This window comes from Nocardioides sp. CFH 31398 (assembly GCF_022436705.1).
Classification (GTDB): Bacteria; Actinomycetota; Actinomycetes; order Propionibacteriales; family Nocardioidaceae; genus Nocardioides.
In genome coordinates this window covers 95,230-108,072 of record NZ_JAKUHT010000025.1, presented here as the reverse complement: position 1 = coordinate 108,072, position 12,843 = coordinate 95,230, and the positions used below count along the sequence as shown (strand labels likewise).

At 74.6% G+C, this 12,843-nt stretch carries 14 protein-coding genes; 7 read left to right on the top strand and 7 right to left on the bottom strand.

All coding sequences use genetic code 11. The annotated features are described in order from the left end of the window. Positions 1-546: HNH endonuclease signature motif containing protein (locus MJ876_RS17765; RefSeq protein ID WP_240238421.1), on the top strand; the 546-nt coding region annotated here is incomplete at its 5' end. 78 nt (positions 547-624) lie between these two features. On the opposite strand, the gene MJ876_RS17760 is transcribed toward MJ876_RS17765, so the two are convergent. The 4 genes from MJ876_RS17760 to MJ876_RS17745 are packed head-to-tail and all read right to left on the bottom strand — an operon-like array spanning position 625 to position 4,046. After that, the gene (locus MJ876_RS17760) at positions 625-1,542 is read right to left on the bottom strand and encodes an aldo/keto reductase (protein ID WP_240238420.1); all 918 of its coding nucleotides are present in this window, start codon (positions 1,540-1,542) and stop codon (positions 625-627) included. Then, on the bottom strand, positions 1,539-2,363 hold the full coding sequence (locus MJ876_RS17755) for a sulfurtransferase (protein WP_275695259.1): 825 nt from the start codon (positions 2,361-2,363) through the stop codon (positions 1,539-1,541). The genes MJ876_RS17760 and MJ876_RS17755 overlap by 4 nt, the downstream gene beginning before the upstream one ends. 8 nt (positions 2,364-2,371) lie before the next feature. Further along, positions 2,372-3,382: an aldo/keto reductase family protein gene (locus tag MJ876_RS17750; protein WP_240238418.1), complete on the bottom strand. Its 1,011-nt coding sequence runs from the start codon at positions 3,380-3,382 to the stop codon at positions 2,372-2,374. A 22-nt stretch (positions 3,383-3,404) separates the two neighbouring features. Further along, positions 3,405-4,046, bottom strand: a complete 642-nt coding sequence (locus MJ876_RS17745; protein ID WP_240238416.1) for a ribonuclease H — start codon at positions 4,044-4,046, stop codon at positions 3,405-3,407. Positions 4,047-4,089: 43 nt separating this feature from the next. Between MJ876_RS17745 and MJ876_RS17740 the strand changes: the two genes are divergently transcribed. From MJ876_RS17740 to MJ876_RS17720, 5 genes are all read left to right on the top strand, one after another. Continuing rightward, a complete protein-coding gene (locus tag MJ876_RS17740; protein WP_240238414.1) occupies positions 4,090-4,752 on the top strand; it encodes a thymidine kinase in 663 nt (220 codons plus the stop codon). A gap of 53 nt (positions 4,753-4,805) precedes the next feature. Further along, entirely contained in the window at positions 4,806-5,027 is a 222-nt protein-coding gene (locus MJ876_RS17735) for a hypothetical protein (RefSeq protein WP_240238412.1), read from the top strand. A gap of 106 nt (positions 5,028-5,133) precedes the next feature. After that, on the top strand, positions 5,134-5,811 hold the full coding sequence (locus MJ876_RS17730) for a response regulator transcription factor (RefSeq protein WP_240238410.1): 678 nt from the start codon (positions 5,134-5,136) through the stop codon (positions 5,809-5,811). Further along, positions 5,804-7,192: a cell wall metabolism sensor histidine kinase WalK gene (locus tag MJ876_RS22350; RefSeq protein ID WP_240238408.1), complete on the top strand. Its 1,389-nt coding sequence runs from the start codon at positions 5,804-5,806 to the stop codon at positions 7,190-7,192. The genes MJ876_RS17730 and MJ876_RS22350 overlap by 8 nt, the downstream gene beginning before the upstream one ends. A gap of 90 nt (positions 7,193-7,282) precedes the next feature. Then, the gene (locus tag MJ876_RS17720) at positions 7,283-7,894 is read left to right on the top strand and encodes a hypothetical protein (protein WP_240238406.1); all 612 of its coding nucleotides are present in this window, start codon (positions 7,283-7,285) and stop codon (positions 7,892-7,894) included. Positions 7,895-7,943: 49 nt separating this feature from the next. Here the strand turns inward: MJ876_RS17720 and MJ876_RS17715 are convergent, their stop codons facing one another. The 3 genes from MJ876_RS17715 to MJ876_RS17705 are packed head-to-tail and all read right to left on the bottom strand — an operon-like array spanning position 7,944 to position 11,871. Continuing rightward, entirely contained in the window at positions 7,944-9,122 is a 1,179-nt protein-coding gene (locus MJ876_RS17715) for an alkaline phosphatase family protein (protein ID WP_240238404.1), read from the bottom strand. After that, positions 9,119-9,700, bottom strand: a complete 582-nt coding sequence (locus MJ876_RS17710) for a DUF5998 family protein (RefSeq protein ID WP_240238401.1) — start codon at positions 9,698-9,700, stop codon at positions 9,119-9,121. Before MJ876_RS17710 ends, MJ876_RS17715 begins: the two co-directional genes overlap by 4 nt. Before the next feature lie 53 nt (positions 9,701-9,753). After that, entirely contained in the window at positions 9,754-11,871 is a 2,118-nt protein-coding gene (locus MJ876_RS17705; RefSeq protein ID WP_240238399.1) for an acyltransferase family protein, read from the bottom strand. Between the two features lie 112 nt (positions 11,872-11,983). Between MJ876_RS17705 and MJ876_RS17700 the strand changes: the two genes are divergently transcribed. Then, positions 11,984-12,790 carry an IclR family transcriptional regulator gene (locus tag MJ876_RS17700; protein WP_240238397.1) on the top strand — a complete coding sequence of 269 codons (807 nt, stop codon included), beginning with the start codon at positions 11,984-11,986 and terminating at the stop codon, positions 12,788-12,790. Positions 12,791-12,843 lie beyond the last annotated feature (53 nt).

The window sequence follows — 12,843 nt, the reverse complement described above, 5'->3', positions numbered from 1 at the left end:
GAGGAGCCCGCGGTCGACGGCCAGCACCTCACCGGCCCCGAGCGCCGCGGACAGGCCCTGTGCACCCTGCTCGAGAAGCTCGACACCACCGACCTGCCCCACCGCCACGGCAACGCCGTGACCGTCGCGGTCCTCATCGACGCCGAGAAGCTCCGCGACGACCTCGAGCACGCCGGGTTCGCGACCACCACCACCGGCGTCGACATCACCCTGGAGCAGGCACGCCGCCTGGCGTGCAACGCGGGGATCCACCCCTACGTGCTGTCCGGGACGTCGGTCATCCTCGACGCCGGCCGCTCCCGCCGCCTCATCGAGGGCGCCATCCGCCGCGCCGCCGAGATCGCCCACCACACCTGCCAGGCCCGCGGCTGCACCATCCCCGCCGCCTGGTGCGACGGCCACCACCTCCACGCCTGGGCGAAGGGCGGCACCACCCGCCTTGCGGACGTCGCCCTGCTCTGCCCCCACCACCACCGACGAGCCCACGACCCCCGCTACGACACCCGCTGGACCGACGGCGAAGCCACCTTCAACCTCAGGACGTAGACCGACCGTCGCGTCCTACCCATGATCCCGCCGGCCGACGTCGTGGACGTTCGGCATCGGGTCCTCGACCACCAGGCGTCACGACCAGGCCAGCGACTTCCGGGTCGCCCAGTAGTCCTCCGGCGACTCGGGCGGGAGGTCGAACGCCTCCCCCTCGTACGACGCCGCGGCGAGGTTGCTGCGCAGCTGCTCCACGCTGCTCGCGCCCGAGAGGACGACGTCGACGTACGGCAGCGCCATCGCCGCGGCCAGCGCCTGCGCGGCCTGCTCGTCGGAGTCCGCGAGGCGGCCGTTCGCCAGGGCCTCCTTCACGACGACGAGGTAGCCCGCGTCGTGGGCCCGGGCGAGGGCGGGCTCGACCGAGGTCTCCAGCACGTTCCAGGTCGCCTGCACGGTCGTGAACGGGCAGTCCGGCAGCGACAGCGCCCGCAGCAGGACGTCACCCTGGTCGGGGCCGCTCGTCGACAGGCCGACCCGCACGCCGTCCGCGCGCAGCTCGCCCAACCGGGCCAGCAGCGCGCGGTCGTCGAGGGCCGGGGAGTCCGAGGTCAGGCTGTGGACGAGGTACAGGTCGGGCGGTCCGCCCAGCGCCTCGAGCGTCTCCGCCCACTGCCGCTCGAACGTCTCGAGCGAGTGGTCCTTCGTCTCGTGGACGTCGGCCCCGGGGCGGAAGTCCGCGACGTAGGTGTAGCCCCACTTCGATCCCAGCCGGATCTCCTCCCGGCGCCCGGGGTGGGCGGCGAGCCAGGAACCGAGGAACGCCTCGCCGGCGCCGTACGAGCGGGCCGTGTCGAAGTGGCGGACGCCCGCGGTCCACGCCGCCTCGAGCACGCGGTGGGCGTGGCGCTCGAGGGCCTCGCGGTCGAACCGCGAGTCCCCGAGGTCGTCGGCCACCTGCGTGTGGAGGTTGATGTACTCCGGGCGGCCAAGGGCGGCGGTCCCGAGCCCGAGCTTCCTCAGGTCCGGGTCGTCGGTGTGGCTGGACGGGTCGGTCACGGTCCCACCTCCACGGGTCGGTCGGGGTCGGTCACCCAGTGGCTCCACGACCCCGGGTAGAGCGCCGCCGTGCGGCCGAGCGCCTCCAGCACGAGGACGTCGTGCGTCGCGGTGATCCCGGAGCCGCAGTAGACGGCGACCTCGTCGCCGTCGAGCGCCCCGAGCGCGGCGTACCGCTCCCGCAGCTCGTCCAGCGGCCGCAGCCGCTGGTCCTCGCCGAGGTTCTCGGCGGCCGGGGCGCTGCGGGCGCCGGGCACGTGGCCGGCGACCGGGTCGACCGGCTCGCTCTCCCCGCGGAACCGCTCCCCCGGCCGCGCGTCGAGGACGACGCGGCCGTCGAGGAGGTCGTCCGGCTCCGCGAGCGGCATCACGCCGGGGCCGGGCTCGAAGTCGCCCGGCTCCTTCTCGGGCCCGGGCCCGGTCTCGACGGGCCGGCCCTCGGCGACCCAGGCCGAGTACCCACCGTCGAGCACCGCCACGGACTCGTGGCCGTGGTGGCGCAGCAGCCACCACGCGCGGGCCGCGGAGGTGCCGCCGACGTCGTCGTAGCAGACGACCGGCACGTCACGTCGTACGCCGAGGGCCCGCATGAACGACCCGAAGAGCTCGGGGTCGGGCAGCGGGTGCCGGCCTCCCCTGATCGCGTCGTCGACGACGGTGTGGTCGGCGAGGGCCTCGTCCATGTCGACGTACGACGCGCCGGGCAGGTGTCCCGCCTCGTGCTGCTGGCGCCCGTCGGTCGCGCCGAGCCGCCAGCGGACGTCGAGCAGCGTCACCGGCCCCGCCGACATCAGGTCGGCGAGGTCGGCGACGGAGACCAGCGGGCCGCTCAGCTGAACCGCTCCTTCGGGGTCTGCTCGGCGGTCTTCGAGGCGTCGCGCTCCACGACGTCGCCGAGGGCCTCGTCGATGCGGCTCATCAGCTCGTCGGGGATCGTCACGCCGGAGGCGGCGACGTTCTCGTGGACCTGCTCCGGCCGCGAGGCGCCGATCAGCGCGGCGGCGACGTTGTCGTTCTGCAGCACCCACGCCACGGCGAGCTGCGCCATGGTCAGGTCGAGCTCCTGCGCGATCGGGACCAGCTGCTGCACGCGCTCGAGGACGTCGTCGCGCATGTACCGCTTGATCATGTCGGCGCCGCCCTTCTCGTCGGTGGCGCGGGAGCCCTCCGGCAGGTCCTCGCCCGGCTTGTACTTGCCCGACAGCACGCCCTGGGCGATCGGCGACCAGACGATCTGGGAGACGCCCAGCTCGCGGCTGGTGGGCACGACCTCGTCCTCGATGACGCGCCACAGCATCGAGTACTGCGGCTGGCTCGACACCAGCTGGAAGCCGAGGTCTCGCGCGAGCTCCACACCGGCGCGGAGCTGGTCGGCGGTCCACTCGGACACGCCGATGTAGTGCGCCTTGCCCGCGCGGACGACGTCCGCGAAGGCCTGCATCGTCTCCTCCAGCGGGGTGAAGGAGTCGTAGCGGTGGGCCTGGTAGAGGTCGACGTGGTCCGTCTGCAGGCGCGTCAGCGACCCGTCGATGGACTCCATGATGTGCTTGCGCGACAGGCCGGTGTCGTTCGGGCCCTTCGGGCCCGTCGGGAAGTAGACTTTGGTGAAGATCTCCAGCGACTCGCGCCGCTCGCCCTTGAGGGCGTCGCCGAGCACCGTCTCGGCCTGGGTGTTGGCGTAGACGTCCGCGGTGTCGAACGTCGTGATGCCCGCGTCGAGGGCGGCGCGCACGCACTGCGTGGCGACGTCGTTCTCGACCTGCGAACCGTGGGTGAGCCAGTTGCCGTAGGTGATCTCGGAGATCTTGAGACCGCTGTTGCCGAGGTGCCTGTAGTCCATGCAACGACACTAGGTGGGGACACTAGCCAGCGCGGTGACTGGCCTCCACGGCGAGACGATCGACGAGGTCGTTCATGCGGTCGCCGGAGTGGCCCTTGACCCACCGGAAGGCGATGGGCTCCCCGCCGTCCAGCCGCTCGGCGACGAGGTCGACGAACGGCTCCCACAGGTCGCGGTTCGCCACGGGCTTCTTCGCGGCGTTCACCCAGCCGCGGCGACGCCAGCCCTTCCACCACTCGTCGCGGAAGCAGTTCACGACGTACGTCGAGTCGCTGACCACCACGAGCGGCCCCGGGTGCGCCTTGACCGCCTCGTACGCCGCGCGGATCTCCATCCGCTGGTTGGTGCTGGCGGCCTCATGGCCGGAGTCCCACGTGTGCTCGTCACGCGCCCACGCCCAGCCGCCGGGGCCGGGGTTGCCCTTGCAGGCGCCGTCGGTGAAGACCTCGACGGCGCCGGTCGGCTCGCTCATGGCGTCGCGCTGCAAGCGCGAGCGGCCCGCCTTCGACGTCCTCGCGCCGGCCTTCGCCGGTGGCGTCGTGGCGGCCGTCGTCCGGCACCCCTCGTGCACCCAGGGGTCCTTCGCGCTCGCTCGGACGATCGTGTCGCCGGGGAAGACCGCGCCGCCGCAGGCGGGGCAGGTGCCCGGATACCTCGCTTCCACGCCGCCAGTATCGGACCCGTGGTGTGTGGAAGGATCGCCGCCCGTGGCGGACCTCCTCTTCTTCACCGGGACGATGGACTCCGGCAAGTCGACCCTGGCCCTGCAGACGAACCACAACCACAGCTCGCGGGGCCGGGTCGGACGCATCTTCACCGCCCACGACCGCGCCGGCACGGCGACGCTGTCGAGCCGGCTCGGCCTGACCCACGACGCCGCCGAGGTCACCGAGGACCTGAACTTCTGGAACCACGTCGTCGGCCTGCTCACCGCGGGTGGCCGCGTGGACTACCTCATCTGCGACGAGGCCCAGTTCTACGCCCCCGACCAGGTCGACCAGCTCGCGAAGGTCGTCGACGAGCTGTCGATCGACGTCTTCGCGTTCGGGATCCTCACGGACTTCCGCGGGCGGCTCTTCCCCGCCACCGCCCGGCTCGTGGAGCTGGCCGACCGGATGCTGACGCTCCAGGTCGAGGCCCTCTGCTGGTGCGGGGAGCGCGCCACCCACAACGCCCGCACCGAGGACGGCGTCATGGTCACCGACGGCGAGGTCATCGTCGTCGGGGACGTCGAGCCGGCGCCGCCGTCGGCCGACGACGAGCCGGAGGTCGCGTACGAGGTGCTGTGCCGTCGTCACCACCGCCGACGACTCACCGCCGCCCGCGCCCGCGCCACCTCGCTCACAGCCGATCCACTGCCGTTCGGCTAGGTTGGTCCTCCGGGGGCGCTGTTCGGGCACCCCTCGAGGTACGGGGGTACCGCATGTTTCTCTGGATCTGCCTCGCCGTCGTCGTGGTCGTCGTGGCGTACTTCGCCTACGACTGGCGCCGCACGTCGCGCCTGAAGCGCGACCTCGCCACCGGGTCCGGCCACGCCCCCGACCCGAGCGCGACCCCGAGCCCGGACGCCCGCCACGGCCTCGACGCCCACCAGCACCACTCGAAGAACATCGGCAACCAGGCGCACGGCCAGAACTACCTCTGAGGGCGACCACCGCTCGGTGGTCGCCGCGCTCGGCCCTCGCGGGTCTTCAGCCGGCGTTCAGCCCGGGTCCGGGACGATGGGGTGTTCCCGGACCAGGAGGTGCGTCGTGCGCGTGCTCGTCGTCGACGACGAGGTGCGGCTCGCCCGCGCCGTGAAGGTGGGCCTCGAGGCCGAGGGCATGGCCGTCGACGTGGCCCACGACGGCACCGACGGGCTCTGGTACGCCCGCGAGAACGACTACGACGCGATCGTCCTCGACCTGATGCTGCCCGGCGTCAACGGCTACAAGGTCTGCGAGACGCTCCGCGCCGAGGAGAACTGGACCCCCGTCCTCATGCTCACCGCCAAGGACGGCGAGTGGGACCAGGTCGAGGGGCTCGACACCGGGGCCGACGACTACCTGACCAAGCCGTTCTCTTTCCCCGTGCTCGTCGCCCGGCTGCGGGCCGTGTCCCGCCGCGGCGCCCGGGCGCGCCCCACGGTGCTCCGCGCCGGGGACCTGTCCCTCGACCCCGCCGCCCGCCGCGCCTGGCGGGGCGAGACGCCGCTCGACCTGACCTCGCGCGAGCTCTCGCTGCTCGAGCACCTGCTGCGGCACGCGGACGACGTCGTCTCGAAGCGCCAGATCCTCGACTCCGTCTGGGACGACGACTTCCTCGGCGACCCGAACATCGTCGAGGTCTACGTCCGCCACCTGCGCAACAAGATCGACCGCCCGTTCGGCCGGGAGGCGATCCAGACCGTGCGCGGCGCGGGCTACCGGCTGGCGGGCAACGGTGGCTGAGCGCCCGGGCGTCCTCGCCCGCGCGTCCGTCCGCACCCGGACGACCGCCGCGGCCGTCCTGGTCGTGGCCGTCGCCCTCGCGCTCGGTGCCGTCGTCCTCGTGGCGCTGCTGCGTGACTCGCTGACCGACGGCCTCGAGACGAACGCCGAGCAGCGGGCCGAGGCGCTCGCCGCGCAGGTCGAGGCCTCCGGGCCGCCCGACGTCCTCGGGGAGGCCCCCGACCCCGACGAGGACGACGAGCCCGCCGAGCGGGCCGAGGACCTGTCCGAGGACGTGCTCGAGCAGGTCGCGACCGTCGACGGCGGCCTCGTCGTCGCCACCACCGGGCTCCCGGCCGGGCTCCCCCTCGACGACGGCGCCACCCGCGTGGCCGGCGTGCCGGGCGACTGGGTCGTCGTCACCACCGACGCCGAGACGGGCGACGACAGCGAGTACGTCGTCACCGTCGCCGTCCCCGCCGAGGAGGTCGACGACTCCGTCGCCGCGCTCGTCCCGCTGCTCGCGCTGGGCCTGCCCGCCGTCCTGCTCGTCGTCGGCGCGACCACCTGGGTGGTCACCGGCCGGGCGCTGCGACCCGTCGAGCGGATCCGCGCGGAGACCGACGCCATCGGCGGTGACGACCTGCACCGCCGCGTGCCCGTGCCGCCGTCCGGCGACGAGGTCCACCGGCTCGCCGAGACGATGAACCGGATGCTCGGACGGCTCGAGGACTCCGCCGAGAAGCAGCGGCGCTTCGTGTCCGACGCCTCCCACGAGCTGCGCTCGCCGCTGGCCAGCCTGCGTCAGACCGCCGAGGTCGCGACCGCCCACCCGGGCGCGATGGACGAGGGCGAGCTCGCCGAGGCGACCCTGGAGGAGACGGTGCGGATGCAGCGGCTCGTCGAGTCGCTGCTGCTGCTGACGCGCGCCGACAAGGGGCGCCGGGCGCCGCAGACCGAGGTCGACCTCGACGACCTCCTGCTCGCCGAGGCCACCCGCCTGACGCGGGTGGGCGCCGTCACCGTCGACGCGTCCGGCGTCGGCGCGGTGCGCGTGCTGGGCGACCCCGTGGCCCTGGGCCAGGTGGTCCGCAACCTCGTCGACAACGCGGCCCGGCACGCCACCTCCCGCGTCGCCCTCGGCGCCGAGGAGCGGCCCGAGGGCGCCCTGCTCCGGGTGGACGACGACGGCGCCGGCGTCGCCGAGGGTGACCGGGAGCGCGTCTTCGAGCGGTTCGTGCGCCTCGACGAGGCGCGCAGCCGCGACGCCGGCGGCAGCGGCCTGGGGCTCGCGATCGTGGCCGACGTCGTCCGCCGCCACGGCGGTGGGACGTGGGTCGAGACCTCGCCGCTCGGCGGCGCGCGCTTCGTCGTCCGCCTGCCCACGACCCGGCCTTCCTGAACGGGTCTTCAGGCGGCTTCAGGTCCGGTTCAGCGACCTCGGTCGAACGTAGGGGTCATCAGCACGGACCCCACCCGAGAGGACCCGATCATGAACACCACCACCGCGAAGCATACCCTCACCCGCAAGCGCGTCTGGATCCCCGCCGTCGCGACCGTCGCCGTCCTCGGCCTGGGCGGCGCGGGCGTCGCCTACGCCGCGGACGGCGACAACGGCCCCCTGACCGGCGGCGACCGCGACCGCGTCGGCGCCGCCGCGCTGGACGCCGTCGGCGGCGGCGAGGTGCTCGAGGCCGAGACCAGCGACGACCGGGGTGAGGCCTACGAGGTCGACGTCCTCGACGCGACCGGCGTCGAGTGGAGCATCAGCCTGGACGACGACCTCCAGGTCGTCACCCGCGAGCGCGAGGACGCCGACGACGACGGCGACGACCGGTACGACGACACCACCGACACCAGCGACACCACCGACACCCCGGACGCCGACGACCGCCCGGTGACCGGCGGCGAGCGCGAGCGCGTCGAGGCGGCGGCGGTCGAGGAGGTCGGCAGCGGCGAGGCCGTCTCGGTGGAGCGCTCGGACGACGTCCGGGACGGCACCCCGGAGGCCTACGAGGTCGAGGTCGTCGAGGCCGACGGCACCGAGTGGGACGTCACCCTCGGCGAGGACCTCGCCGTCCTGGACAGCCGCCAGGACCGCTGAGCACCACGACCACCGAGCAGGACGTGCCAGGAGGGCCGGGCGGGCCGGCTCAGTCCACCCGCACCGGGATGAGCATCTCGGTCGCGGTGAGCGAGCCGTGCAGCCCGACCAGCCGCGTCTCGTAGGCGAAGCGGTCGGAGTCGAACACGGCCACGTCCCCCCGGCAGGCGACCACGACGTCGCCCACCCGGGGGGACACGTCCGTGTCGAGGGAGGTGCCGGGCGGCCCGAACCAGCCGCGGGCCACGGCCTCCTCCTGCGGCAGCACGAGGGCACCGTCGCCCAGGTGCGCCGACCAGGCGGTGACGACGTCGTCCAGGGCGCCCTGGCGGACGTAGAGGTGCCGGAAGCGGGCCTCGCCGGCCAGCAGGTCGACGCCCTCCCGGAGGGCCGGGACCGCGGCCACGTCGACGCGGGAGGCCTGGGGGGCGTCGATCATGCCGTGGTCGGCGACCACGACGAGCGTCGCACGCGGCGGCAGCGCCGCCCGGAGGCGCTGCGCGTCGGCGTCGCAGGCCACGAGCTGGGCGCGCCAGGCGTCGGAGTCGACGCCGTGACGGTGCCCCACCCAGTCCAGGTCGCCGTCGTAGCAGTAGGTGACCGACGGCGTCCGGGCCGCCGCGGTCGCGACGGCCGCGATCCGCTCGCCGGTCTTGTCCGCGCCGACCCACTCCGCGCCCCGGTGACCGGCGACCGTGAGGCCTGAGCGGCGGAACGCACGCTGGTTCACCGTCGTCGTGGTCACGCCGGCCTCGGCGAGCCGCTCGAAGGCCGTGGGGTGGGGCTGCCACTCCCGCGGGTCGACCGCGTCGTCCCAGCGCAGGGCCTCCAGCAGCCGCTTGGTGTGCGGGATCCGCGAGGTGAACCCCACCACGCCGTGCGTGCCGGGCGTCAGCGCCGTCCCGAGCGAGGTCAGGCTCGTCGCCGTCGTCGACGGCACGCCGGCCGTCGCCCCCGGCCCGGTCCCGGTGGCGTCGGGCAGCGCCGAGAGGTACGGCGCGAGGTGGGCGTGCTGCTCGAGCAAGCGGGCCCCGAGGCCGTCGATCAGCAGGACGACGTACGCCGTGGACGGCGGCAGGGCGAGCCCGGCCGGGGCCTCCCCCAGCACGTCGGGATCGAGCCCGAGGCCCGCGGCGACCGCGGGCAGGACGTCACCCAGCGTGCGGTCGCCGTACCGGGGCTCGACCAGCTCGTCGGCGGCGCCCCCGGCCCCCGGCAGGTCGGTCACTGCTGGTGCGTCGCGGCGGACAGCGCCTCGGCGAAGGCCAGCAGGCGCGGGACGGCGTCACCACCGTCGGCCGCGGCCGAGACCCGCAGCGAGAAGTCGTCGGGGGCGATGACGCCGGTGTAGCCGTGGTCGGCGTCGCACTCCGGGTCGTCGCAGCCGGCGGGCTCGAGGTCGACCCGCCCGCCGCCGCCCCACCCGACGGTGACGACGGCCTCCGCGGGGGGCTTCGGGCCGCCCGTGGGGTTGGCGATCATGCGGGTCACCACGACGGAGCGGACCGAGGAGAGCCGGATGGCCTCGGTCGAGGTCGAGGTGTACGGCTCGGGGAGCAGGTCGTCGCCGGCGTGCTCGTCGGTGTGGCAGAGGATCATGCGCGTCGGCGTCAGCGCCACGACGGTGATGTGGCGGCGGACCTCGTCGCGGTCGAACGTCGGCTCGTGGTGGACGTAGAAGGCGGTGACCTCCTCGCCGGCCACGGCCGCACGGACGCCGTCACCGACGACGTCGGGGTAGTACCCCGTCTGGTCGATGGCCGCCCGGAGCTCGGCGGCGCGGTCCCCCGCGGTGCGGCTGCGCATGCGTGGGAGTCTGCCACGTCGGCCGCGGGCCCCCGGGCCGCCCACCCGGGCCCTCACCGTCGGCCGAGGCGGATCTCCGCGGCCGGGGTGTCGGCCCAGCCGAGGCGTGCGAGCTCCCGGTGCAGCATCGGCGTCAGCGAGCGGACGTAGGTCCCGGTGAGGTGGCTGCCCTGCCGGTAGACCAGGGTGCCGGCCACGACCGCGGGGCACTCCCCACCGCGCGCACCGACGCCGGGAGGGCAGATCCACTCGTTGACGTCGGCGACCGGCAGGCCGAGCCGCTCGGCCAGCGCGGTGAGCCGCGGCGTCCCGCTCCTCGCCAGGGCGTCGTCCCGGTCGAACGCGCACGCGTCGTACGCCCGGGGGTGCTGCTCGACGCACGCGAAGGTGGCGTCCGTCGGGGGTGCCGGGTTGTCGGCGAGCACCAGCACCTCGACGCCGGCGTCCACGACCTCCCCCACGGCCTCCTCGAGCCCGCGGTCGTCGTGGTCGTACTGGCCCTTGCCGAGGTGCTGCGACAGGATCGCGCGGTCCGGTGGGTCGTCGGCGATCTCGGCCAGCAGCGCGTCGGTGTGGTCGGTGCACATCCGCTCGACCCCGGTGCGCGACACCGGGCACGACGACTTCAGGTGCACGTCGAGGCGCCAGCCCTCACGCTCGGCGATGCGCTCGAGCCCGGGGAACCACTGGCCCGCCTTGGAGTCCCCGAGGAGCATCACGCGCTCATCGGAGTCGACGTCGCCGAAGGTGCACTCGCCGCCCAGGCGGGGCTCGGTGACGTCCCGGCTGACCTGGCAGCGCCGCAGGAGGCCGTCCTTCTTGGCGACCGACGGGTCGGGCAGGACGCGACCCTCGGTGGAATAGAAGCGGCCGGGGTCCCGGTTGACGCGCCACGGCCGGGCGGAGGGGTCGTCGACGAGGGCCCGGGCGCCCGGCGCGTCCGCGCCGTCGGGGACGACGAACGCCGGGACCGTCCGGACCAGCGCCACCCCCGTGCCCGCGGTCACCGTGGTGACCAGGGCGGCGGCGAGCAGCGTCGTCCCGGCGCGGCGCACGAGCCGGGGGCGGAAGCGCAGCGGGTCCTCCACGAGCCGGCCGGTGAACCAGGCCAGCGACAACGCGGCGAGGCCCAGGGCGACCGAGTCCAACCAGCCCAGCGGCCCGTGCCAGGCGCGGGCGAGGACGATCAGCGGCCAGTGCCACAGGTACAGGGCGTACGAGATCCCGCCCAGGGCGACGAGGGGGCGCCAGGTGAGCAGGCGCGCGGCCCCGGCCGTCGGCCCGCCGGTGCCGGCGGCGATGATCGCCGCCGCGCCGAGCGTCGGCAGCAGCGCGGCCGAGCCGGGCCAGGCCGTGGCCGGGCTGAGGGCCAGCCCGCCGGCGACGACCGCCGCGAGGCCGGCGGTCGCGACCAGGGCGCGGAGCCGCGGCGTCAGCGAGCCCAGGCGTGGCACCGCGAACGCCAGTGCGGCGCCGATCGCGAGCTCCCACATCCGGGTCGTGGTGACGAAGTACGCCGCCGCCGGGTCGGTAGCGGTCAGGTGCACCGACCAGCCGAACGAGGCCAGCCCGACCACCGACACCGCCCCGAGCAGCAGCGGCCGTGCCCGCAGCCCACGACGACGCGCGACCGCGAGCGCGAGCAGGACCAGGAGCGGCCAGAGCACGTAGAACTGCTCCTCGACGGCCAGCGACCAGTAGTGCTGCAGCACCGAGGGGCTCTCCCCCTCGGCGAGGTAGTCGACGGAGCGTCCGGCGAGCTCCCAGTTCACGACGTACAGCGCCGAGGAGGCGACGTCACGACCGAGGTTCTCGTGGGCCGAGCCGGGCAGCACCCACCAACCGGCCACCGCGGTCACGACGAGGACGAAGCTCGCGGCGGGGAGCAGCCGGCGGGCGCGGCGGGCGTAGAAGGCGCGCAGGGACACCGAGCCGGTGCGGTCGATCTCGCGCAGCAGCAGCGAGGTGATGAGGAAGCCGGAGACGACGAAGAAGACGTCGACGCCGACGAAGCCGCCGCCCAGGCCGGGCAGACCGAGGTGGTAGAGCAGCACCATCCCGACGGCCACCCCACGGAGCCCCTCGACGTCGGCGCGCAGGCCGCCCCCGGTCGTCGTGGCTCCCGGTCGTGCGGCCCCGGTGGGGGTCTCGTGTCCGTGGCTGGTCGGCACCCGCCGCCTCTCCGGACGCGGGCGCACGGGGCCTGTCCCCGGGTCGGCCCCGTCTCGCCGACGACCCTGTCAACCCGCTTCGGCGCGACGCAACTCGGGCAGGATGGGCTCCGTGGACGCCGTCCCGACGAGCAGCCCGGCCAGCAGCGTCACCGCGAAGGTGCTGGCGCTGCTCGGTGCGTTCGACCGGGACCACCCGGTGCTGAGCCTGGCCGACCTGGCCCGCCGCTCGGGGGTCAGCACCCCCACGGCGCACCGCCGTCTCGCCGAGCTCGTCGCCTGGGGAGCGCTCGAGAGGCTGCCCGACGGCCGCTACCGGGTGGGGCTGCGGCTGTGGGAGCTCGCCTCGCTGGCTCCCCGCGGCCAGCGGCTGCGGGAGGCCGCCCTGCCCTACCTCGAGGACCTGTACGTCGTGACCCGGGAGAACGTCCAGCTGGCCGTCCGCGAGGGCGCCGAGCTGGTCTTCGTCGAGCGGATCGCCGGCCGCTTCGCGGTGCCGGTGATGACCCGGGTGGGCTCCCGGTTCCCGCTGCACGCGCCGGGGGTGGGCCTGGTGCTGCTGGCGCACGCCCCGGACGACGTGCGGGAGGCCGTCCTGGCCGGGCCGCTGCCCCGCTACACCGAGCACACGGTGACCGACCCCGCACGGCTGCGGCTGCTCCTCGCCGACGTCCGCCGGCGGGGCTTCGCCGTGAGCGACCGGATGGTCACCCACAACGCGCTGTCGGTCGCGGCGCCGGTCCGTGACCGGGCCGGTGAGGTCCTGGCCGCCCTGTCGCTCGTCGTGCTCGCCGAGGGCGCGGAGGTCCCGGCGCTGGCCGCAGCGGTGCGGACCGCGGCGCGGTCGGTGACCCGCGAGCTGGGCGGGTCGGCGTACGACGAGGTCGCCGTACGCTTCGAGTCGTCTTTCACTGAGTGAAATCTGCGGTTCCGGGGGGCCCGTGGCGGCGGTCACAGTCGTGACCACCGTCA

What these genes read in the sequence shown, in the direction of transcription:
- MJ876_RS17720 (WP_240238406.1), top strand. Translation starts at nt 7,283, where the DNA reads ATGAACACCACCACCGCGAAGCATACCCTCACCCGCAAGCGCGTCTGG.
- MJ876_RS17750 (WP_240238418.1), bottom strand. Translation starts at nt 3,382, where the DNA reads ATGGACTACAGGCACCTCGGCAACAGCGGTCTCAAGATCTCCGAGATC.
- MJ876_RS17710 (WP_240238401.1), bottom strand. Translation starts at nt 9,700, where the DNA reads ATGCGCAGCCGCACCGCGGGGGACCGCGCCGCCGAGCTCCGGGCGGCC.
- MJ876_RS17735 (WP_240238412.1), top strand. Translation starts at nt 4,806, where the DNA reads ATGTTTCTCTGGATCTGCCTCGCCGTCGTCGTGGTCGTCGTGGCGTAC.